19 protein-coding genes and 2 tRNA genes are annotated in these 22,237 nt (G+C 69.3%); 14 read left to right on the top strand and 7 right to left on the bottom strand.

The features are described 5' to 3' along the window. Positions 1-32: 32 nt before the first annotated feature. The 7 genes from ACO0E1_RS03375 to ACO0E1_RS03345 all read left to right on the top strand — a co-directional run bounded on the left by ACO0E1_RS03375 (position 33) and on the right by ACO0E1_RS03345 (position 8,814). Positions 33-911 carry a carbohydrate ABC transporter permease gene (locus ACO0E1_RS03375; RefSeq protein ID WP_422872897.1) on the top strand — a complete coding sequence of 293 codons (879 nt, stop codon included), beginning with the start codon at positions 33-35 and terminating at the stop codon, positions 909-911. Continuing rightward, the gene (locus tag ACO0E1_RS03370) at positions 908-1,867 is read left to right on the top strand and encodes a carbohydrate ABC transporter permease (RefSeq protein WP_422872896.1); all 960 of its coding nucleotides are present in this window, start codon (positions 908-910) and stop codon (positions 1,865-1,867) included. The genes ACO0E1_RS03375 and ACO0E1_RS03370 overlap by 4 nt, the downstream gene beginning before the upstream one ends. Then, the gene (locus ACO0E1_RS03365) at positions 1,867-3,237 is read left to right on the top strand and encodes a glycoside hydrolase 5 family protein (RefSeq protein ID WP_422872895.1); all 1,371 of its coding nucleotides are present in this window, start codon (positions 1,867-1,869) and stop codon (positions 3,235-3,237) included. The genes ACO0E1_RS03370 and ACO0E1_RS03365 overlap by 1 nt, the downstream gene beginning before the upstream one ends. A 25-nt stretch (positions 3,238-3,262) precedes the next feature. Next, positions 3,263-6,280 (top strand): alpha-mannosidase, encoded by a 3,018-nt coding sequence (locus ACO0E1_RS03360; protein WP_422872894.1) that lies wholly within the window; start codon positions 3,263-3,265, stop codon positions 6,278-6,280. A 46-nt stretch (positions 6,281-6,326) separates the two neighbouring features. After that, positions 6,327-7,226: an endo-beta-N-acetylglucosaminidase H gene (locus tag ACO0E1_RS03355; RefSeq protein ID WP_422872893.1), complete on the top strand. Its 900-nt coding sequence runs from the start codon at positions 6,327-6,329 to the stop codon at positions 7,224-7,226. A gap of 88 nt (positions 7,227-7,314) precedes the next feature. After that, positions 7,315-8,184 (top strand): aminoglycoside phosphotransferase family protein, encoded by an 870-nt coding sequence (locus ACO0E1_RS03350; protein ID WP_422872892.1) that lies wholly within the window; start codon positions 7,315-7,317, stop codon positions 8,182-8,184. A gap of 303 nt (positions 8,185-8,487) precedes the next feature. Beyond that, positions 8,488-8,814, top strand: coding sequence for a hypothetical protein (locus ACO0E1_RS03345; protein WP_422872891.1), 327 nt, complete (start codon positions 8,488-8,490; stop codon positions 8,812-8,814). Positions 8,815-8,939: 125 nt separating this feature from the next. Here the strand turns inward: ACO0E1_RS03345 and ACO0E1_RS03340 are convergent. After that, positions 8,940-9,013, bottom strand: a tRNA-Gly gene (locus ACO0E1_RS03340). A gap of 53 nt (positions 9,014-9,066) precedes the next feature. Here ACO0E1_RS03340 and ACO0E1_RS03335 point away from each other — a divergent pair. From ACO0E1_RS03335 to ACO0E1_RS03315, 5 genes are all read left to right on the top strand, one after another. After that, a complete protein-coding gene (locus tag ACO0E1_RS03335) occupies positions 9,067-9,357 on the top strand; it encodes a hypothetical protein (protein WP_422872890.1) in 291 nt (96 codons plus the stop codon). Between the two features lie 57 nt (positions 9,358-9,414). Further along, positions 9,415-9,491 (top strand) — tRNA-Pro (locus tag ACO0E1_RS03330). A gap of 35 nt (positions 9,492-9,526) precedes the next feature. Continuing rightward, complete coding sequence (gene tig, locus ACO0E1_RS03325; protein WP_422872889.1) at positions 9,527-10,837, top strand: trigger factor; 1,311 nt, start codon at positions 9,527-9,529, stop codon at positions 10,835-10,837. Between the two features lie 155 nt (positions 10,838-10,992). Next, positions 10,993-11,622, top strand: a complete 630-nt coding sequence (locus tag ACO0E1_RS03320) for an ATP-dependent Clp protease proteolytic subunit (RefSeq protein ID WP_281267357.1) — start codon at positions 10,993-10,995, stop codon at positions 11,620-11,622. 26 nt (positions 11,623-11,648) lie between these two features. Continuing rightward, the gene (locus tag ACO0E1_RS03315) at positions 11,649-12,308 is read left to right on the top strand and encodes an ATP-dependent Clp protease proteolytic subunit (RefSeq protein ID WP_422872888.1); all 660 of its coding nucleotides are present in this window, start codon (positions 11,649-11,651) and stop codon (positions 12,306-12,308) included. Positions 12,309-12,483: 175 nt separating this feature from the next. On the opposite strand, the gene ACO0E1_RS03310 is transcribed toward ACO0E1_RS03315, so the two are convergent. Beyond that, complete coding sequence (locus tag ACO0E1_RS03310) at positions 12,484-13,128, bottom strand: copper resistance CopC family protein (RefSeq protein WP_422872887.1); 645 nt, start codon at positions 13,126-13,128, stop codon at positions 12,484-12,486. Next, positions 13,125-13,847 carry a YcnI family copper-binding membrane protein gene (locus tag ACO0E1_RS03305; protein ID WP_422872886.1) on the bottom strand — a complete coding sequence of 241 codons (723 nt, stop codon included), beginning with the start codon at positions 13,845-13,847 and terminating at the stop codon, positions 13,125-13,127. The genes ACO0E1_RS03310 and ACO0E1_RS03305 overlap by 4 nt, the downstream gene beginning before the upstream one ends. Positions 13,848-14,076: 229 nt before the next feature. Between ACO0E1_RS03305 and clpX the strand changes: the two genes are divergently transcribed. After that, positions 14,077-15,357 carry an ATP-dependent Clp protease ATP-binding subunit ClpX gene (gene clpX / locus ACO0E1_RS03300; RefSeq protein WP_422872885.1) on the top strand — a complete coding sequence of 427 codons (1,281 nt, stop codon included), beginning with the start codon at positions 14,077-14,079 and terminating at the stop codon, positions 15,355-15,357. 213 nt (positions 15,358-15,570) lie between these two features. Here clpX and ACO0E1_RS03295 read toward each other — a convergent pair whose 3' ends face one another. Together ACO0E1_RS03295 and ACO0E1_RS03290 are read right to left on the bottom strand one after the other, a co-directional pair. Beyond that, on the bottom strand, positions 15,571-17,595 hold the full coding sequence (locus ACO0E1_RS03295; protein ID WP_422872884.1) for a M3 family metallopeptidase: 2,025 nt from the start codon (positions 17,593-17,595) through the stop codon (positions 15,571-15,573). A gap of 9 nt (positions 17,596-17,604) precedes the next feature. Then, entirely contained in the window at positions 17,605-18,189 is a 585-nt protein-coding gene (locus ACO0E1_RS03290) for a TetR/AcrR family transcriptional regulator (RefSeq protein WP_422872883.1), read from the bottom strand. A 139-nt stretch (positions 18,190-18,328) separates the two neighbouring features. Between ACO0E1_RS03290 and ACO0E1_RS03285 the strand changes: the two genes are divergently transcribed. Next, complete coding sequence (locus ACO0E1_RS03285) at positions 18,329-19,168, top strand: alpha/beta fold hydrolase (protein WP_422872882.1); 840 nt, start codon at positions 18,329-18,331, stop codon at positions 19,166-19,168. Positions 19,169-19,292: 124 nt separating this feature from the next. Here the strand turns inward: ACO0E1_RS03285 and ACO0E1_RS03280 are convergent, their stop codons facing one another. Then, positions 19,293-19,544 (bottom strand): hypothetical protein, encoded by a 252-nt coding sequence (locus ACO0E1_RS03280; RefSeq protein WP_422872881.1) that lies wholly within the window; start codon positions 19,542-19,544, stop codon positions 19,293-19,295. 47 nt (positions 19,545-19,591) lie between these two features. Further along, complete coding sequence (gene valS / locus ACO0E1_RS03275; RefSeq protein WP_422872880.1) at positions 19,592-22,186, bottom strand: valine--tRNA ligase; 2,595 nt, start codon at positions 22,184-22,186, stop codon at positions 19,592-19,594. Positions 22,187-22,237 lie beyond the last annotated feature (51 nt).

The following is a 22,237-nucleotide window of genomic DNA, read 5'->3' as shown; positions in this document are numbered from 1 at the left end:
GGCCCCGAAGAAGAGAGAGAGGGAGGATCGCCATGCGCGCGAATCGTTGGTTCACCCCCTGGCTGCTCGTCCTGCCGGCACTCGTCTGGCTCGTCGCGTTCAGCCTCTGGCCGTCGATCAACACCGTCCGGCTGTCGTTCACGAACGCCAGCCCGCTCGGTGGGGTCAGCCGCTGGGTCGGTCTGCAGAACTTCCAGACACTGCTCGCCGACCCGCAGGTGTGGGAGGCGCTGCTCAACAGCGTCGTCTACATGGCGATCTGCCTGCCGCTCCTGACGGTCCTCCCGCTCCTCATGGCCGTGCTCGTCCAGCAGAAGCTGCCCGGCATCGCCTTCTTCCGGACGGCGTACTACACGCCGGTGATCGCCAGCGCCGTGGTCGTCGGGCTGATCTGGAACTGGATCCTCGACGACCGCGGTGTCATCAACGAGATGGCGCAGTCGCTCGGGATCGTGCAGGGGAGCATCCCGTTCCTCACGGACCGGTGGCTCCTCCTGTTCAGCGCGATCAGCCTGACCGTCTGGAAGGGCCTCGGGTACTACATGATCATCTTCCTCGCGGCCCTCGGGAACGTCGGCAAGGAGCTGCACGAGGCCGCAGCGCTCGACGGCGCCGGTGCGGTCCGTCGGTTCTGGTCGGTCACGATGCCCGGCGTCCGCGGCACGATGACCCTCGTCGGGATCCTGGTGTGCGTGAGTGCGCTCCGGGTGTTCAGCGAGCTCTACATCCTGACGAACGGGACGGGTGGCCCCGGCGGCCAGGACAACTCGATCGTCATGCTCATCCAGCAGTACGCGCGGGGCTTCACCGGCAACCTCGGGTACGCGTCGGCGCTGAGCCTGCTGCTCTTCGCCGTGACGCTCATCCCGATGCTCGCCCTCGCGCGGATCAACAGCAGGGCGGACCGATGACCAACACGACCACCACCAGCGAACCCGCCCTCGGCGGGGCACAGGGCGCGGCCAGCCCGACGCCGGACGTGGCCGGCGCGACGGGCGGAGGACGAGCCTCCCGTCCGCGCCGCCGCCGGGCCGCCTGGGGCGTCATGTCCACCCGCGAGAAGGCGATCCGCTACGTCCTCCTCGTCGTGGTGCTCTTCATCACCATCGGGCCGTTCCTCTGGCAGCTCTCGACGTCGCTGAAGGGCGCCGGCGAGGACATCTACACGGCGAACCCGTCGTTCATCCCGACGCAGCCCACGATCGGCAACTACCTGCGGGTCGGCGACGCGATCCCGGTGTTCGGGTACATCGGCAACTCGCTCGTCGTCGCCGCGATCGACGTCCTCGGGAACATCGTGTTCGCGACCTTCGCCGGCTTCGCCCTCGCCCGCCTGCAGTGGCGCTTCCGCAAGGCCGTCCTCGGACTGTTCCTCGCGACGCTCGTCCTGCCGGGAGAGGCGACGATCATCTCCCAGTTCGTCACCGTGAAGGACCTCGGCCTCGCCGACAACCTGGTCGGCGTCGCCCTCCCGGGCATGATCGCCGCCCTCAACGTGCTGCTCATGTTCAACGCGTTCCGGCAGATCCCGGACGAGATCGACCAGGCCGCGGTGATGGACGGCGCGAACGCATGGCAGCGGTTGCGGTACATCTCGCTCCCGGCCGTCCAGGGCACGATCGCCGTCATCGCGATCTTCTCGTTCATCGGCGCGTGGGACGACTTCCTCTGGCCGCTCATCGTCCTGCAGTCCCCGGAGAAGCTGACGCTGACCGTCGGGCTCGAGTACCTGCGCGGCACGTTCGGCACCGACCAACGGCTCATCGCGGCCGGCACCATGATCGCGTTCATCCCGATCGCCGTGATCTTCGCCGTCCTGCAGCGCTTCTTCTTCAAGGGCGTGGAAGAGGGCGGTGTGAAGGGCTGATGCGATTCGGGGTCAACTACACGCCGTCGGTGGGGTGGTTCCACTCGTGGCTCGACTTCTCGTGCTCCGAGACGGCGCGCGACCTCGAGGCGATCGCGTCCCTCGGCGCCGACCACGTGCGGATCTTCCCGCTCTGGCCCGTCATGCAGCCGAACCGGACGCTGATCAGGGCCTCGGCGCTCGAGGACGTCGCCCGCGTCGTCGACATCGCGGCGTCGTTCGGGCTCGACGTCAACGTCGACGCGCTGCAGGGGCACCTGTCGAGCTTCGACTTCCTGCCGTCGTGGCTCGACTCGTGGCACCGTCGGAACATGTTCACCGACCCGGACGTCGTCGACTCGACGGCCGCGTACGTGCACGCCCTCGCCGCCGCCGTGGGTGACCGGCCGAACCTGCTCGGCATCACGATCGGCAACGAGGTCAACCAGTTCGCGCACGCGCCACACCCGTCGCCGCACGACATCACGGCGGCCGAGGGGCACGCGTGGGCGGCACGGATGGTCGCCGCGGCGCGGTCCGGCCTGTCGTCCGGCGCGTCCGGCCTGGAGGCTCGGCACCCGTCCGACGCGTCGCTCGCCTCCGGCAGAGGGTCGGCCCCGGCACCACTGGTCACGTTGGCACAGTACGACGCCGCCTGGTACGACGACGCGCAGCCGTTCGGGCCCGAGCACGCGGCCGACCACGGCGACGCAACCGTCACGCACTCGTGGGTGTTCAACGGCTCGGCCGCGGTGCACGGCGCCCTCGGAGCCGGTTCGGTCCGGCACGGCGAGTACCTGCTGCAGCTCGCGGCGGCGTGGAACCGTGACGCGGACAGACCGAACTGGCTGCAGGAAGTCGGCGCGCCGACGAACGTCGTGGACGTCGCCGACGCCGGGTCCTTCACCGAGCAGACCATCCGGCACGCTCTCGACGTGCAGCACCTGCTCGGCGTGACGTGGTGGTGCTCGCACGACGTGTCCCGCTCGCTCGCCGACTTCCCGGAGCTCGAGTACGACCTCGGACTGCTCACGAACGACGGCCGGGTGAAGCCGACGGGGGAGCGCTTCCGCGAGGTGGCCACCGCCTCCGACGACACCCGACGCCCCGCGTCCACCGGCTCGGGGGTCGGACTGGTGCTCGACGACGTCGACACCGCCGGAGCGCCGCTCCCGATGACCCGGGCCGACAGCGCGCCGGGCGGCCGGTTCGCCGCCGCGTGGCTGGCGCTCGCCGAGGAGCACGGCCGCGGCCCACAGGTCGTCCTGCGCTCGCGGCTCGGCGACACCGCGCTGCTCACCGCCCGCGGCATCACCACCTGCGTCGACGTCCCGTCCGACACCGGCACCTCCACCCCGCTCGCGGTCGCGCACCCCGCGACGATGCCCTGACCCACCCCCGTCCCCGGAAGGCACCATGCACGACGACATCCCCCTCACCACCGGCCGAGCCCGACGCGTCCTCGACGAGCGGATCCGACCGGCGGTGCACGCCACGGCGACGCCGCTCGAGACCGCGTGGCACGAACTGCCCGGCGAGCCGATCCCGCCGGCGGAGGGGCTCGCGCTGACGTTCGAGCCGTACGAGGTCGGGACGACGTGGGGTGCCGCGTGGGGGACGACGTGGTTCCGGCTGTCCGGGAGGGTGCCGGTCGAGTGGGCCGGTCGACGGGTGGAGGCCGTGATCGACCTCGGCTTCGACATCAACATGCCGGGGTTCCAGTGCGAGGGGCTCGTGTACCTCGCCGACGGGACCCCGGTGAAGTCGATCAACCCGAGGAACCAGTGGGTGCTCGTCGCGGAGGAAGCAGTGGGCGGCGAGACCGTCGAGTTCTTCGTCGAGGCGGCGTCGAACCCGGTGCTGCTCGACTACCACCCCTTCCTCGTCACGCACGAGGGCGACATCCAGACCTCGTCGTCGAAGCGGCTGTACACGAGCCGCCGGATGGACCTCGCCGTCTTCGAGTCCGAGGTACACGAGCTCGCGCTCGACATCGACGTGCTGCTCGAACTCCAGGCGGAGCTGCCGGAGGGCCCGCGGCGCATGCGCATCCTGCAGGCGCTCGACGACGCGCTCGACGCCCTCGACCTGCAGCACATCGCGGCGACGGCGCCCGATGCCCGTGCGGCGCTCGCCGACGTACTCGCGGCGCCCGCAGAGGCATCGGCGCACCGGATCTCCGCCGTCGGGCACGCGCACATCGACTCCGCGTGGCTCTGGCCGGTGCGGGAGACCATCCGGAAGGTCGCGCGGACCTCGTCCACGATGACGGAGCTCATCGACCAGACCGACGACTTCCTCTACGGCATGTCCAGCGCGCAGCAGTACGCGTGGATCAAGGAACACCGGCCCGAGGTCTACGCCAGGGTCAAGGACGCCGTCGCCGCCGGACGCTTCCTGCCCCTCGGCGGGATGTGGGTCGAATCCGACACCGTGATGCCGACCGGCGAGAGCATCGTCCGGCAGTTCTCGCAGGGACAGCGGTTCTTCGAGCGCGAGTTCGGGATCCGGCCGAAGGGCGTGTGGCTGCCGGACAGCTTCGGGTACTCGCCGGCCCTGCCGCAGCTGATGCGCCGCGCGGGCTTCGAGTGGTTCTTCACGCAGAAGATCTCGTGGAACCAGGTGAACAAGTTCCCGCACCACACGTTCCTGTGGGAGGGCATCGACGGATCGCGGGTGTTCTCGCACTTCCCGTCGATGGACACGTACAACTCGCGCCTCTCCGGATCCGAGGTCGCCAAGGCATCGCGGCAGTTCCGTGAGAACCGGCTGGCGTCGGGGTCGATCGCCCCGGTCGGCTGGGGCGACGGCGGCGGTGGCACCACGCGTGAGATGACCGGTACCGCCGCGCGGCTGGCCGACCTCGAGGGGAGCGCTCGCGTGACGTGGGAGCACCCCGACGTGTTCTTCGACCGGGCGAAGGCCGAGCTGCCCGACCCGCCGGTGTGGGTGGGGGAGCTCTACCTCGAGCTGCACCGTGCCACGCTGACCAGCCAGCACCAGACCAAGCAGGGCAACCGCCGGAGCGAGCACCTGCTCGTCGAGGCCGAGCTGTGGGCCGCGACCGCGGCCGCCCGGACCGACTTCGTCTACCCGTACGACGGGTTGGACGCGCTCTGGCAGCAGGTGCTCCTCCAGCAGTTCCACGACATCCTCCCCGGCACGTCGATCGCGTGGGTCCACCGCGAGGCGGTGGCGAAGTACGCAGAGGTCGCGGACCGCCTGGAGGCCCTCATCGCCTCCGCCCTGTCGGCGCTCGTCGGTGCCGGAAACCGGACCGTCGTGGCCAACCCGGCCCCGAGCCTCCAGTCCGGCGCCCCCGCGCTCGGCGCGACGCTCGCCGCGGACGTCACCGTCGCGGCCGCAGTCGCCCTCGACGCGGTCGACGGCAGGTTCGTGCTCACGAACGACCTGGTTCGCGTCGTCGTCGACGCCAGGGGACTCGTCACCAGCGCGGTCGACCGCAGCACCGGACGAGAGGCGATCGCGTCGGGACAGGCGGCGAACCTGCTCCAGCTCCACCAGGACTTCCCGAACATGTGGGACGCGTGGGACGTCGACCGGTACTACCGGAACCGGGTCGAGGACCTCGACGAGGTGACCGGGCTGACCGGCTCGGTCGACGCGGACGGCACCGCCCGGGTCGTGGTGTCGCGGGCGTTCAGCGCATCGACGCTGACGCAGGAGATCACCCTCGCGCCGGGATCGCGCACGTTGGAGATCGACCAGACGACCGACTGGCACGAGACCGAGAAGTTCCTCAAGGTCGCCTTCCCGCTCGACGTCCGCGCCGAGCACACCGTCGCCGAGACCCAGTTCGGCGCGCAGAAGCGGGCGACGCACACGAACACCTCGTGGGAGGCCGCGAAGTTCGAGACCTCGATGCACCGCTACGTGCTCGTCGAGGAGCCGGGGTTCGGGGTCGCCCTGGTCAACGACTCGATCCACGGGTTCGACACCACCCGCGACGCCGTCGACGGGCACGTCACCACGACGGTCCGGCTCTCGCTCCTCCGCGCGCCGCGCTTCCCCGACCCGGAGACCGACCAGGGTGTGCAGACGCACCGGTTCGGGCTGGTCATCGGGACCGACATCGCGGGAGCCACGACCGCCGGGGCGCTCATGAACACGGCGTCGCGGACCGTCACGGGCGACCGTGGCTTCGCGCCACTCGTGCAGGTGTCCGGCGACGTCGTGGTGTCGAGCGTGAAGCTCGCCGACGACCGCTCCGGCGACCTCGTCGTGCGGGTGTACGAGCCCGCGGGCCGCCGGGGGACCGGTTCGATCGCGGTGGACGGGCCCTTCGGCGACCCCGTCGAGGTGTCGCTGCTCGAGGAGCCACTGCCGGAGGGCTCCGCACACACGTCCTCGACCGACACGGCGTTCGCCGTGGATGCGTTCGAGGTGCGCACGTTCCGCTTCGCGCGGAGCTGAACAACGTCGGCGGCGACCGCCGTCGCGACACTCGAAGAGGAGTGACATGAAGAAGTCGATGAAGTTCGGGATCGTGGCGGCGCTCGCCGCGATGGTGGCGGCACCGCTCGTGCCGACCGCAGCAACGGCGGCGCCTGCCGCTGCGGCCGCCACGAAGACGGGGCCGACGAGCATCGCCTACGTCGAGGTCAACAACGACCAGCTGTCGAACGTCGGGCGGTACACGCTGTCCAACGGGGCGAACGCGTTCGACGTGGCGATCATCTTCGCCGCGAACATCAACTGGAACGGCTCGAAGGCCGTGCTGTACAACAACGACAAGGTGCAGGCGACGCTCGACGCCGCCGCGACGCAGATCAAGCCGCTGCAGGCGAAGGGCATCAAGGTCTCGCTGTCGATCCTCGGCAACCACCAGGGAGCCGGGATCGCGAACTTCCCCTCGCAGGCAGCAGCGCAGGACTTCGCGTCCCAGGTCGCCGCCACGGTCACGAAGTACGGGCTCGACGGGGTCGACCTCGACGACGAGTACTCCGACTACGGTACGAACGGCACCCCGCAGCCGAACGACCAGTCCATCGGGTGGCTCATCACCGCGTTGCGCGCTGACATGCCCGGCAAGCTGATCTCGTTCTACGACATCGGCCCGGCGTCGTCGTCGCTGTCGAAGGCGAGCAGCACCATCGGGTCGAAGCTGAACTACGCGTGGAACCCGTACTACGGCACGTACTCGGCGCCCTCGATCCCCGGCCTCGGCAAGAGCTCGCTCTCGGCCGCTGCGGTCGACATCCAGAACACGCCCCAGTCCACCGCGGTGTCGCTCGCACAGCGCACGAAGGCCGACGGGTACGGCGTCTTCATGACGTACAACCTGCCGGGCGGGGACGAGAGCTCGTACGTGTCGTCGTTCACGAACGTCCTCTACGGCCAGTCCGCGGTCTACCGGTAGGGGCGAGTCCCGCGGGCTCGTTCCGCGAAAGCGACAGTGTGCGGCGGCACTCCCGTCGGACACTGTCGCTCTCCCGTAGCGTTCTGGCATGGAAACCAGCACTGACGCGGTCGACTGGGCGCGCGCGACGCTCGCCGAGCACGGTACCGACGTGCTCGGGGTCGAGGAGGTGCACCGACGCGCGTGGAGCACCGTCTGGCGCGTGACCACCGGCGACGGCGACCTGTTCCTGAAGTCCGCGACGGCGGGCGTCTCACCCGAGCCGGCGCTCCTCGACGTGCTCGCGCTGCACGGGGTCCCGCACGTGCAGCGTCCCGTCGCCGTCGAGGGCGCCTTCGTCCTGCTGCCGGACGGCGGCCCGATCGTCCGCGATGCCGATGACCGCGAGACCGTGTGGCGTGAGGTGATGCGGCACTACGCCGAGCTGCAGTGGGCGACCGAGCCCGCGGCAGCCGAGGAGCTGGTGCGCGCCGGCGTGCCCGACCTCCGGCTCCCGGTGCTCCCCGACGTCGCAGCCGCGGTGGTCGACCGCTGGGCACCGGAGCGCCCGGCCGTGCTCGGACGACTCCGCGACGCGGCGGCCGAGCTCGACGAGCTGCTGCCGATGGCCACGATCGAGCACAGCGACCTGCACGACGGCAACGCGTTCGTGCGGGACGCCGTGCCGTTCGACTGGGGTGACGCCTGCGTGTCGCACCCGTTCCTCAGCCTGCTCGTCGCCGGGCAGGAGGACGTTCCCGGAGCCGTCGACGCGTACCTCGAGACGTTCTTCGGCGAGCCCGGGGTCGCCGACGATCCCGATGTGCAGCACATCGTGGCGCTGGCGAAGACGGTCGGTGTCGTGCCGCGGGCCCTGAGCTGGCAGCGCGCGATCGATGCCGCCGGCGACGCGATGCCCGACGAGTACCGCGATGCCCCGCGCCAGTGGCTCCTGACCCTCGACGACGGTGACCACTGACGAGTTCTCCACAGATCGGCGCACGGACGGCGATCCGTGCCGCGTCGCTCCGTACCGTCAAGCGCGGAGGAGAGGTGGGGCATGGTCGACCGACCGCGGCATCCGAAGAAGGAGATCGAGCGCTTCATGCAGATCGCGGAATCACACGGATGGCGATTCGTGAGGGGGAAGAAGTACTACAAGGGCTACTGCGGTTGCGGTGCGCACCTGCACACCGTCCACCTCACGCCCTCGAGTTCGCGATACCTCGCAAACCTGAAGCACCGAACGACCCGCCTAGACTGCTGGTGACTGGAGGCCATGATGACGAGCTACTTCCTGCGTCTTGAGTGCGAAGCACTCGGCGCTGATGCCGAGCAGGTCCGGGCCGACTTCGAAGCATCTGCCGAAGCCCTGTACGAGATGGACGGCGTCTTCGACCAGGACGTCGAGGCGGACCTGGCGCGGAAGACCCTGACCTTCTCGCTCGGCGTCACGTCATCGAGCGAAGTCCGTGCGCTCGAGACCGCGATCAGTGCTGTTCGAACGGCGCTCCACGCTGCGGGTGGTGGAACCCCGGGCTGGGAAGACCATTACCGGATGCTGCGCCAGGAGATCGAGTCGGACTCCCGGGGGCACATCCACGCTTAGCGGTCGGCCTGTTCGCACGCCGGTCGGGACAACGGGAAGCGAGGCTGTGCCTGTCTGTATGTGGAGGGGATGACGGGAATCGAGATTCGGCGCAGTGCCGGTTCGGTTCGGTTCGGTTCGGTTCGTGGAGGGGATGACGGGAATCGAACCCGCGTAGCCAGTTTGGAAGACTGGGGCTCTACCATTGAGCTACATCCCCGCGCCTGCGCACGAAGTGCAGCCCCACCACTGTAGCGGACGAACACACCCCTCATGGTCCTCTTGCCACCCGACGAGTCGTCCCAGCGCACGATCAAGCGTTCGCGGGTGCTCTCCTACGTCCTGGTGGCCCTCGCCGCGGCGGTCCTGTCGCTCCGCCCGGACCTGTTCGGCGACCCCCAGACCCAGCCGGCGCACGCGCTCCTGCACGTCTGGCGGATCGTCCTCGGCATCGTGCTGGCCGTCGCCGCACTCGGGGTACAGGTCCTCGTCGGCGTGCGCTGGCGACGGAGTCTGCGCACAGACTCCCAAGCTCCCGGGAACCGCGGACCACATCCCCGCTAGACTCATCGGCGTCGCGTGCGCCCTTTCGGCGTGCGCGAGAACCCTGGCTCAGACAAACGGGGCGTAGCTCAGCTTGGTAGAGCGCCCGCTTTGGGAGCGGGAGGTCGCAGGTTCGAATCCTGTCGCCCCGACCAGGACACACCACCGCCAACCATCAGGAGAACCCCCCTTGGCCAACAGCACCGTCGACAAGGTGAGCGAGACCCGCGTCAAGCTCACGGTGAACGTGACGCCGGAAGAGCTCAAGCCGAGCATCGACCACGCGTACAAGCACATCGCCGAGCAGATCAACATCCCCGGCTTCCGCAAGGGCAAGGTCCCGCCGGCGATCGTCGACCAGCGTGTCGGCCGCGGCGAGGTCCTGAACCACGCCGTCGGCGACGCGATCGACACCTTCTACCGCCAGGCGGTCGAAGAGCAGGAGCTCCGCATCCTCGGCCGTGCCGAGGCGGACGTGTCCGAGCTCCCGAACGTCAAGGACTTCAGCGGCGACCTCGTCCTCACCTTCGAGGTGGACGTGCGTCCCGAGTTCGACCTCCCCGACTACAGCTCCTACGAGCTGACGGTCGACGCGGTCGAGGTCTCCGACGACGAGATCGAAGAGGAGCTGCAGAACCTGCGCACCCGCTTCGGCACGCTCGTCACCGTCGACCGTCCGGCGACCAAGGGCGACTTCGCCCAGATCGACCTGACCGCGACCATCGGCGACGACGAGGTCGACTCGGCCACGGGCGTCTCCTACGAGCTCGGCTCGGGCGACCTGCTCGAGGGCATCGACGAGGCGCTCGAGTCCCTCACCGCCGGTGAGTCCACCACGTTCGAGTCCACGCTCGTCGGTGGCGACCGCGAGGGCGAGACCGCACAGATCGCCGTGACCGTCACCGCCGTCAAGGAGCGCGAGCTCCCCGAGGCCGACGACGAGTTCGCGCAGATCGCGTCGCAGTTCGACACCATCGAGGAGCTCAAGGGCGACCTCAAGGAGCAGATCGCGAAGTCCAAGACCTTCGGTCAGGGCGCAGCGGCTCGCGACAAGCTCGTCGAGAAGCTCCTCGAGGACGTGGAGATCCCGATCTCGGAGAAGCTCATCGAGGACGAGGTCCACCGTCACCTCGAGCAGGAGAACCGTCTCGAGGACGACGAGCACCGCAAGGAGGTCGCCGAGTCCAGCGAGACCGCCTTCCGCTCGCAGATCCTCCTCGACTCCATCGCCGAGAAGGAGTCGATCCAGGTCTCGCAGGAAGAACTCACGCAGTACCTGATCCAGGCCGCAGCGCAGTACGGCATGGAGCCGGGCGAGTTCATCAAGGTCATCGACCAGAACGGGCAGATCCCGGGCATGGTCGGCGAGGTCGCACGCTCGAAGGCCGTCGCGACGGTCCTCTCCAAGGTGACCGTCAAGGACACCGAGGGCAACGACGTCGACCTCTCCGCGTTCACCGCGGGTGTCGCGCAGGAGCCGGCCACGGCCGACGCCGACTAGTCACCACCCACCGGACGGGAGGCACGGTGCCAGCTGGCACCGTGCCTCCCGTCCGCTTTTCCGGCCACCCGCATTGCCGACAGCGAACAGGCGCGAACTGATGCGTTGCAACCGATAAGTTCGACATCAAGCGACAACTGAACGGGAGCTTTTCCATGGCCGAAGCGACACTGAACCCCAGTGTTTTTGACCGCCTTCTGAGAGACCGGATCGTGTGGCTCGGCTCCGAGGTCCGCGACGACAACTCGAACGAGATCGCAGCCAAGCTGCTGCTGCTCGCCGCCGAGGACCCTGAGAAGGACATCTACCTCTACATCAACTCGCCCGGTGGTTCGATCACCGCCGGCATGGCGATCTACGACACGATGCAGTTCGTGCCGAACGACATCGTCACGGTGGGCATCGGCCTCGCCGCCTCGATGGGGCAGTTCCTGCTCTCGTCGGGCACGCCCGGCAAGCGCTACATCACCCCGAACGCGCGCGTGCTGCTCCACCAGCCGTCCGGTGGCTTCGGCGGTACCGCCGCGGACATCCAGACGCAGGCGAAGGTCATCCTCGACATGAAGCAGCGGATGGCCGAGCTGACCGCCGAGCAGACCGGCAAGACGGTCGAGCAGGTCCTCAAGGACAACGACCGCGACAACTGGTTCACGGCGCAGGAAGCGCTCGACTACGGCTTCGTCGACCACCTCCGCGCGTCCAGCGCCGAGGTCATCGGCGGCGGCGGGACCGTCAGCGACGGCGAGACCCCCACCGCGGCAGCCGACCCCGACGCCCAGTCCTGATCCCCACCGAAGAAAAGGAAACGAGAATGCATCTCCCCATGCTCGGTGGCGCGCAGAACGTCCCGGCTCCCACTGATCGGTACATCCTCCCGAGCTTCGAAGAGCGCACGGCCTACGGCTACAAGCGGCAGGACCCGTACGCGAAGCTGTTCGAGGACCGCATCGTGTTCCTCGGCGTCCAGGTCGACGACGCGTCGGCCGACGACGTCATGGCCCAGCTGCTCGTGCTCGAGTCGATGGACCCGGACCGCGACATCGTGATGTACATCAACTCGCCCGGTGGCTCGTTCACCGCGATGACGGCGATCTACGACACGATGCAGTACATCCGTCCGCAGATCCAGACGGTCTGCCTCGGTCAGGCCGCGTCGGCGGCGTCGGTGCTCCTCGCTGCCGGTACCCCCGGCAAGCGTCTTGCGCTGCCGAACGCCCGCGTCCTCATCCACCAGCCCGCGACCCAGCAGGGTGGCGGACAGGCGTCGGACATCGAGATCCAGGCGGCGGAGATCCTCCGCATGCGCACCTGGCTCGAGGAGACGCTGTCGAAGCACTCCAACAAGACCACGGAGCAGGTCAACAGCGACATCGAGCGCGACAAGATCATGTCCGCGGCCGAGGCCGTCGAGTACGGCCTGATCGACCAGGTCCTGACGAGCCGGAAGAACCTCCCCGCACTCGTCAAGTAGCGAACGAAGAAGGCCCCCGCACCGATGGTGCGGGGGCCTTCTTGCGTGCGCGGGGTCGGTCTGGAGGCCCGGTGCCGGGTGGTGAGATCGCGATCCGTGTCGCAATCCGGTCGCCTGATCCGACGTGGAGCGCGATCTCACCGGCTCACGAGGGCGCCGGGTCAGGTCTCGCGTGTCAGTCCTCGTCGTCGGTGGGGGCGGGGCGGCGACGGAGGAGCAGCAGGACGGCGACGACCGCGGCGACGAGGACCAGGCCGCCGGCGCCGATCCAGAGCGCGTCGGACATCGGGGAGTCCGTCGTGCCGGACGCGGTGCCCGTGGTGGCCGACGAACTCGACGACCCGGCGGTCGCGCAGGTCGGCGGCTTCGCGGAGCCCTTTGCTGGCGTGAACCCGGACGGGGCCTTCCACGTGAAGGCGTACTCGTCGGAGACGGTGTGGCCGTCGGCCGAGACGATCTGCCACTCGACCTCGTACTTTCCGGAGGAGCCGAGCGCGGCTTTCGTGGTCATCGAGGGGCCGTCGACGGTGACGCAGCCGTCCTCGTAGTAGCGCTTGTCCGGTCCGACGATCCGGAAGGCGAAGCCCGACCCGGTGCCGCCGATGTCGAGCAGCTTGTCGTTCGTGGTGATCTCGAACGCGTCCGGCAGGGACGTCAGCGTGCCGTCGACCTTCGGCGTCGACGCGATCATGTAGTTGTGCGCGCTCGCCGGGCCGGCGAGCCCGAGGACCGCGCCGCCCGCGATCGCGACGGACGCGGCGGTGCCGGCCGCGAGCCTCCAGGCCCGGGACCGGCCACGTGCCGGACGGACGGTCGTCACTTGGCGCTGCGGCGTCGGGTCGCGGCGACGGCGACGACGAGGCCGGCAGCGCCGACGACGAGTCCGCCGAGGCCGAGGAACCGGCCGACGAGATCGGGCTGGGAGGTCGTCGTGGTGCTCGCCGTGGCGTCATCGCCGGTGGCGGCAGCAGCGTCGTGCTCGTCGTCCCCGGTCGAGGCGGCGGTCAGCGTGATGGAGGGCGCGGGGTGCTCGGGCTCGGCCTCGCCCGCCTTCTGCTCCTGGTTCCACTCGGTCGACCCCTGCTCGCAGGTCTGGGTGACCGGGAGTGCGACGACGTCGCCCGGCTTGCCGTCCGGCAGCGAGAACGACAGCGAGAAGGTGTCGCGCTCGTCGGCGGGGAGCGGGGTCTTCGCCGTGTAGGTGATGCTCGTGACGCGCTCACCGGCGTCGGCGGCGGTCTCGTCGTCGGCGGAGGCGGAGGGGCTCGTGTAGGGCTCGGTCGCCTTCGTGATGTCCCAGTTCGGGTTCACGGTCGGTGTGACCTCGATCACCGAGGACGGCACGTGGAACTGCAGCTTCGTCGTGGGGGAGCCGTCGCAGCCGTGCGGGACGGAAAAGGTCGCCGTCGTGTACGAACCCGCGGCGGAGGAGGTGCTCGTCGCCTCGACGTGGGCGCTGGCGGACGCCGCGGTGCCGAGGACGATCGCGGCGGCGACGCCGAGGGTCACTGCGCCACCGGCGGCGAGACGCTTCTGCATGGGGTTCCTTCCGGATGGTGTTCTACAACTTGTAGAGAAGACTGCATCACCGTAGCAGCACTGCACGCCCTGGGCGAACGCGGCCCCGGAAACGCGCACGGCGTCGCCGTCAGTGTCACCGGATGCGGTTAGGCTCGACAACACGACGACCTCGTGCACGCGAGCAGTGGTGCTCGTCGACTGCAGTGCACGTCGACTGCAGCGCACGTCAACCAGGGAAGGCCGGAGCATGGCACGCATCGGAGAGAGCGGGGACCTCCTCAAGTGCTCCTTCTGTGGCAAGAGCCAGAAGCAGGTGCAGCAGTTGATCGCCGGTCCCGGCGTCTACATCTGCGACGAATGCGTCGAGCTCTGCAACGAGATCATCGAAGAGCGTCTCGCTGAAGCCAGCGACGAGACCGGCAGCGGCGAGTTCGAGCTCCCGAAGCCGCGCGAGATCTTCGAATTCCTGCAGGAGTACGTCATCGGGCAGGACCCCGCGAAGCGTGCGCTGGCGGTCGCTGTCTACAACCACTACAAGCGCATCCGCGCGCAGGGGCAGATCACGGCCGCAGAAGACCGCGACGACGTCGAGATCGCCAAGTCCAACATCCTGCTGATCGGTCCGACGGGCTGCGGCAAGACGTACCTGGCGCAGACGCTGGCCAAGCGGCTCAACGTGCCGTTCGCCGTCGCGGACGCCACCGCCCTGACCGAAGCGGGCTACGTCGGCGAAGACGTCGAGAACATCCTGCTCAAGCTCATCCAGGCCGCTGACTACGACGTCAAGCGCGCCGAGACCGGCATCATCTACATCGACGAGGTCGACAAGATCGCCCGCAAGGCCGAGAACCCGTCGATCACGCGTGACGTCTCCGGCGAAGGCGTGCAGCAGGCACTGCTCAAGATCCTCGAGGGGACGGTCGCGTCCGTCCCGCCGCAGGGTGGTCGGAAGCACCCGCACCAGGAGTTCATCCAGATCGACACGACGAACGTGCTGTTCATCGTCGCCGGTGCGTTCGCGGGGCTCGAAGAGATCGTGTCGTCCCGCGTCGGCAAGCGGGGGATCGGCTTCGGCGCTCCGCTGCACAGCCCGCTCGACAACCAGGACCTCTTCGCCGACGTCCTGCCGGAAGACCTGCACAAGTTCGGGCTCATCCCGGAGTTCATCGGCCGTCTGCCCGTCGTCACCACGGTGTCGCAGCTGGACCAGTCGGCGCTCATGCAGATCCTGACGGAGCCGAAGAACGCGCTCGTCCGCCAGTACCAGCGGATGTTCCAGATCGACGGGGTCGAGCTCGAGTTCGACCGGGGCGCGCTCGAGGCCATCGCCGACCTCGCGGTGCTCCGCCAGACCGGTGCGCGCGGGCTCCGAGCGATCATGGAAGAAGTGCTCGGGCCGATCATGTTCGACGTGCCCTCCGATGACGACGTCGCCCGCGTGGTCGTCACGCGCGAGTCGGTGCTCGAGAACGCGGCGCCGACGATCGTCCCGCGGCCGCGAACGAAGCGCGTCGAGAAGTCCGCGTAGCGCGACAGGACGTCCAGAGGGCCCGCACCGTCATCGACGGGGCGGGCCCTCTGCGTGTAAGGGGTGGCGCGGGCGACCTGTGGCGCGTTCTTTCCCACAGTGCCTGCAGTAGGAAGCTCTTTCGCGCGTAGGTGGTCGGAACATCCGACCTCCTACGCGCGATTCGGCTTCGTACGCGCGATTCGACCCACCGCGGGGCGGGCCGGGCCCGCACTACTCCAAGCCGCGGCGGCGCAGCAGGGGACCGACCTCGGCGTCGCGGCCGCGGAACTCGCGGAAGGCCTCGATCGGGTCCTTCGACCCGCCGACCCCGAGCAGCAGCGTGGCGAAGCGACGACCGGCAGCGCGGTCGAGCCCGCCGTGGTCGCGGAACCACTCCACGGTGTCGGCGTCGAGCACCTCGCTCCAGATGTACCCGTAGTAGCCGGCGTCGTACCCGCCCGAGAACGTGTGGGCGAAGTACGTCGAGGAGTACCGCGGTGGGACAGCGGCGACGTCGACCCCTGCGTCCGCCAGGGCCTGGCGTTCAAAGGCCTCGACGTCCGTGACCGCGTCGGCCTCGGCCTTCGACAGGCGGTGCCACGCCTGGTCGAGGAGTGCCGCGGCGAGGTACTCGGTCGTCCCGAAGCCCTCGTTGAACCCGGCGGAGTCGCTCAGCCCGACGACGAGCTCCGGCGGCATCGGCTCGCCGGTCTCGTGGTGCTTCGCGTAGTTCGCGAGGACCTCTGGCCAGGAGACCCACATCTCGTTCACCTGGCTCGGGAACTCCACGAAGTCCCGCTCGACGTTCGTGCCCGAGAACCGCGGGTACGTCGTCCGTGCGATCAACCCGTGCAGCGCGTGCCCGAACTCGTGGAACAGCGTCTCGACCTCGTCCTGGATGAGGAGCGTCGGAGACCCGGCGGCGGGCTTCGCGACGTTGAGGTTGTTCACGACGACGGGCAGGGTGCCCATCAGCGCGGACTGCTCGACGACGGGGTTCATCCACGCGCCGCCCCGCTTGCCGTCCCGCGTGTAGAGGTCGAGCAGGTACAGGCCCACCGGGGCGTCGTGCTCGTCGGTGACCTCGAACACGCGGACGTCGTCGTTGTAGCCGTGCAGGTCGGGGCGCTCGGCGAACTTCAGGCCGTAGAGCGCGTTGGCGGCGAAGAACACGCCGTCGTGCAGCACCCGGTCGGCCTCGAGGTACGGGCGCATCGCGGAGCTGTCCGCGGCGAACTGCTCGCCACGGAGGATCTCGGTCGCGTACGCCCAGTCCCACGACTCGACGTCGAACCCGACGGTGCGTGACCGGACCGCGCGCTCGTCCTCGGCGTTGCGCGCGGCCGCCGGTGTGAGCGAGGACAGCAGCCCGGCGACCGCGTCCGGATCGCCGGCCGTCTCGTCTGCCGTGACGACCGACGCGTGGTCCGGGAAGCCGAGGAGTTCGGCGCGCTCGGCCCGGAGCCGGACGATGCGGAGCAGGACGTCGCGGTTGTCGTGCTCGTTCCCGCGACGACCTCGGGCGAGGGATGCACGCATGATGCGCTCGCGCAGCCCGCGGTCGGTGAGCGACGCGAGCCACGGGTGCCCGGTGTAGAGCGGCAGGGTGATGAGCCAGCCGTCGAGCCCACGGTCGGCTGCGGCTGCGGCAGCGGCCGACTTCGCGCCGTCGTCGAGTCCCGCGAGCTCGTCCTCGGCGGTGACGTGGACCGCGGAGTCGTTGGTGTCCTCGAGCAGGTTCCGCTCGAACGTCGTGGTGAGCGTCGAGAGCTCCTGGTTGATCGCGGTCAGGCGTTCCTTGCCCGCGTCGTCGAGCCCGGCGCCGGCGAGGGTCATCTCGGTGAAGGTGCGCTCGACCAGCCGGAGGTCCTCGCCGGTGAGGCCCTCGGCAGCGGCGGTGTCCCGGACGGCCCGCACCCGCTCGTACAGCCGCGAGTCGAGGGTGATGGCGTCACGGTGTGCTGCGAGCAGTGGGGAGACCTCGGCCTCGATGTCGTGCAGCTCCGGGGTGGAGTCGGCGGACGTCAGCGTGAAGAACACGAAGCTGACGCGGGACAGCAGCTGCCCGGTGCGCTCGAGCGCAACGAGCGTGTTCTCGAACGTCGCCGGCTCCGGGTTCGACGCGATCGCCTCGACCTCGCTGCGCTGTTCGGCCATGCCGGCGTCGAACGCCGGGCGGTGGTGCTCCGGCTGGACGTCCGCGAACGGCGGGAGTGCGTAGGGCAGGGGACTCGGTTCGTCGAACGGCGTCGTCATCACCCCACCCTAGCGACGGGTCGCGGCGTCGATCAGGGTGGCGGCGGCACGACGAGCGTGCCGCGCGGGTGCGGTGTCGCCGGCGATCGCCGCGGTGGTCTGGGCGCCTTCGGCGAGCAACGCCAGCTGGGCGGCGAGCTCGTCGGCGGCAGCCGGGTCGGCAACGGCCCGAGTGGTGAGTGCCGCGACGAAGGACTGGAACGACTCCTTGTGCCGGCGGGCGATCGAGGCGACGGCCGGAGAGGTCGCACCGAGCTCGCCGAACGCGTTGATGAACCCGCAGCCGCGGAAGGTGTCGTCCCCGAACCAGGACTCGAGGAAGTCGTACATCGCCAGGAGTTTGTCGCGCGGCGAGTCCGCGGCGTCCACCGCCTGTTCGATGCCGTGTTCCCAGATCTCGTGCCGTCCCGCGAGCACGGCGGCGATGAGCTGGTCCTTGCCGGGAAATGCCGCGTAGAGCTTCTTCAGGGAGACGCCGGCGCCCGTGCGGATCTCGTCCATGCCGACGGACTGGATGCCGCGGGCGTAGAAGAGTGCATCGGCGACGTCGACGATGTGGGCCTTCGTGTCGGCCTCGATCGTGTTCGCGCTCATGTCGTACCCCGTTCGCTGTGTGTTCACCGTCTCCGAGTTGCATGGGGAACGGTCGTTCTCTACTGTAGGGCACATCGACGGAGAACGACCGTTCTCCGGTCGCAGCGAAGTCAGCAAGTCCGTCACGGAAGGAACGACCATGGGTGAGATCACCGTCGGGACCGAGAACAGCGCCGACATCCGGCTGCACTACGAGGACAAGGGGACCGGGCAGCCGATCGTGCTGATCCACGGCTTCCCGCTCGACGGCAACTCCTGGGAGGGGCAGGTTCCGCCGCTCCTCGAGGCCGGCTACCGCGTGATCACGTACGACCGCCGCGGCTTCGGCCAGTCCTCCCAGCCGAGCACCGGCTACGACTACGACACCTTCGCCGACGACCTGCACACCGTGCTCGAGACGCTCGACCTCCGCGATGTCATCCTCGTCGGCTTCTCGATGGGCACTGGCGAGATCGCCCGCTACATCGGCCGCCACGGGGAGGACCGGATCGCCAAGGTCGCGTTCCTCGCCTCGCTCGAGCCGTTCCTCGCCATCACCGACGACAACCCCGACGGCGCCGGCCCGATGTCGTTCTTCGAGGGCATCGCCGCCGACGTGAAGAAGGACCGGTACGCGTACTTCACGAACTTCTACCAGGACTTCTTCAACCTGTCGGAGAACCTCGGCTCGCGCATCTCGGAAGAGGCCGTCCGCAACGCGTGGAACGTCGCTGCCGGGTCCGGGTCGATCGCCAGCGCCGCTGCTCCGCTGACCTGGCCGACCGACTTCCGCCAAGACATCACGAAGGTCACCGTCCCGGCGCTCATCGTGCACGGCACGGCGGACAACATCCTGCCGATCGACGCCACCGGCCGCCGCTTCACCAAGGCGCTCCCGCACGCTGAGTACGTCGAGATCGAGGGTGCCCCGCACGGCCTCCTCACCACGCACACCGCCGAGGTGAACGAGGTCCTGCTCGGCTGGCTCGCCAAGGCCTGACCCGACCGCCCCGCACAACCGAAAGCACCCCGAGCCACGGAAACCCGTGGCGCGGGGTGCTTTTGGTTGTGCGAACGCGGGCGCAGGGCGCGGGCGCAGGGCGCGGGCGCAGGGCGCGGGCGCGTCAGTCCTCTTCGGGAGCGTCGTCCGGGTTCGTCACCTGGGCGTGCCCGGCGTCGTCCAGGTGGATCGACGTGCCGTCGTCGAGCTCGACGCGCGGCTTGCCCTCCAGGAAGGTCAGCGTCCACCCCCAGCCCGTGGTGTCGACCGCCTCCGAGGCCAGCTCGTCCTCGACGGTCCGGACCGCCACGACCAGCGCTTCCACGAGCCGTGCAGGTGGCTCCCCACCCACGTTCCAGCGCGTACCCAACTGCATCAGGGCCTCCTGTCCGTGTGCTGCGTGAACGACTGCCGGACGCGACCCTACGCGGGCTGCTCGGCCAGCTCGATCTCGGTGACCGCGAGTTCCGGACCGTCCACGAACGACAGGTCCTGGATGCGGCCGACGGCCGCCAGGTCGACGGCTGCACGCTCGACGAGCTCCCGGGTCTGAGCCGGGGCCGCGACGACCGCCCGCGTCACCGGCGTCTTCTGGGACGCCTTGGCAGCCGTCTTGGCACCGCGGATCCCGATGAGCGCCTGCCCGACGGCGGCGAGCAGTCCGGTCTCGGCCGCGTCGACCGGCAGGTCGGCGGCGGTCGGCCAGGAGGCTCGGTGCACGCTGGTGTCGTGGGTCCAGGCCCACACCTCCTCCGTCGCGAACGGCAGGAACGGTGCGAGCAGTCGGAGCTGCACGTCGATGGCGGCGCGGAGCGCCAGGACGGCGCTCGCCTGGGTCTCGTGCGTCGCGTCCGGCGCGGTGCCGTACGCGCGCTCCTTGACGAGCTCGAGGTAGTCGTCGCAGAACGTCCAGAAGAAGCGCTCGGTGACCTCGAGGGCGCGGGCGTGGTCGAAGCCGTCGAACGCCGTGGTCGCCTGCTCGACGGTGGTGCGGAGCGCGGCGAGCATGTCGACGTCGAGCGCCTCGGTCACCTGGTGCGCGCCGGTCGGCAGCTCGAAGCCGTAGACGAACTTCGCCGCGTTGAGCACCTTGATCGCCAGACGGCGACCGACCTTGATCTGCTTCGGGTTCTGCGCGTCGAACGCCGCGTCGGTGCCGAGCTTCGACGAGGCCGCCCAGTAGCGGACCGCGTCGGCGCCGTGCTGCTCGAGGATCGAGAGCGGGGTGACGACGTTGCCCTTGGACTTCGACATCTTCTTGCGGTCGGGGTCCACGATGAAGCCCGAGATGCTCGCGTTCTTCCACGGCACCACATCGGCCTCGAGCTGGCTGCGGAGCACCGTCGTGAACAGCCACGTGCGGATGATGTCCTGCGCTTGCGGGCGGACGTCGTACGGGTACACGAGGTCGTACAGCGCCGGGTCGGTCTCCCACTTGCCCGCGAGCTGCGGGGTCAGCGACGAGGTCGCCCAGGTGTCCATGACGTCGAGCTCGCCCTGGAACCCGCCGGCGACGCCGCGCTGGTCCTCGGTGTAGCCGGGGGCCGGTTCGGACGCCGGGTCGACGGGCAGCTGCGCCTCGGTCGGGACGATCGGCTGGTCGAACACCGGGTTGCCGTCGGCGTCGAGCGGGTACCAGACCGGCAGCGGCACGCCGAAGAAGCGCTGGCGCGAGATGAGCCAGTCGCCGGAGAGGCCGCCGACCCAGTTGTCGTAGCGGACGCGCATGAAGTCGGGGTGGAAGGCGATCTCCTCGCCGCGCTTCCGGAGCGTGGCCTTGAGGTCCTCGTCACGAGCGCCGTTGACGATGTACCACTGGCGCGTCGAGACGATCTCGAGGGGCTTGTCGCCCTTCTCGAAGAACTTCACCGGGTGCTGGATGGTCTTGACGTCGCCGACCAGCTCGCCGGACTCGGTCAGGGCGTCCACGACGACCTTCTTCGCCGAGAACACGGTCTTGCCGGCCATCTCGGCGTAGAGGGCCTTGCCGCCCGCCGACTCGATCCACGCCGGCTCGTCGGAGCGCACGCGGCCGTCGAATCCGATGATCGCGCGGTTCGGCAGCTGCAGCTCGCGCCACCACACGACGTCGGTGGTGTCACCGAAGGTGCAGACCATGGCGATGCCGGCGCCCTTGTCCTTCTGCGCGAGGTGGTGTGCGAGCACGGGGACCTCGACGTCGAACAGGGGGGAGCGGACCGTCGTGCCGAAGAGGTCCTGGAAGCGCTCGTCGTCCGGGTGCGCGACGAGGGCCACGCACGCGGGCAGGAGCTCCGGGCGGGTCGTCTGGATGACGATGTCGCCCTGGCCGTCCGTGCGGTGGAAGGCGATGCCGTGGTACGCGCCGGGCATGTCCTTGTCCTCGAGCTCGGCCTGCGCGACCGCGGTGCGGAAGGTGACGTCCCAGAGCGTCGGCGCGTCGGCCTGGTAGGCCTCCCCGCGCTCGAGGTTGCGGAGGAAGGCACGCTGCGCGCTGGCGCGGGAGGTGTCGTCGATCGTGCGGTACGACTGCGTCCAGTCGACGGACAGGCCGAGCGTGCGGAAGAGGTGCTCGAACTGCTGCTCGTCCTGCACGGTCAGGCGTTCGCACAGCTCGATGAAGTTGCGGCGCGACACCGGGATCTGGTCGGCGGCCTTCGAGGACTTGTTGTCGCCGCCCTCGAACGGCGGGACGAACATCGGGTCGTAGGGGAGCTGCGGGTCGCAGCGGACGCCGTAGTAGTTCTGCACGCGACGCTCGGTGGGGAGACCGTTGTCGTCCCAGCCCATCGGGTAGAAGACGTGCTTGCCGCGCATGCGCTCGAACCGGGCCTTGAGGTCGGTGTGCGTGTACGAGAACACGTGACCGATGTGCAGCGAGCCGGAGGCGGTCGGCGGCGGGGTGTCGATCGAGTAGACGGTGCTGCGGTCCCCGGCGGCGTCGCGGTCGAACCGGTACGTGCCCTGGTCGTCCCAGACCGGTCCCCAGACCTGCTCGAGTCCGTCCACCGTGGGCTTGTCGGGCATGGGCTTGGTCATGGCTGCGCCTTTCGATCGGTATGTGCGGCACCGAGTCCGTGATGAGGTGCC

Source organism: Curtobacterium guangdongense (genome assembly GCF_049341845.1).
Lineage (GTDB): Bacteria > Actinomycetota > Actinomycetes > Actinomycetales > Microbacteriaceae > Curtobacterium > Curtobacterium guangdongense.
The sequence above is the reverse complement of the archived record's forward strand: the minus strand, read 5'-3'. Positions and strand labels throughout refer to the sequence as shown.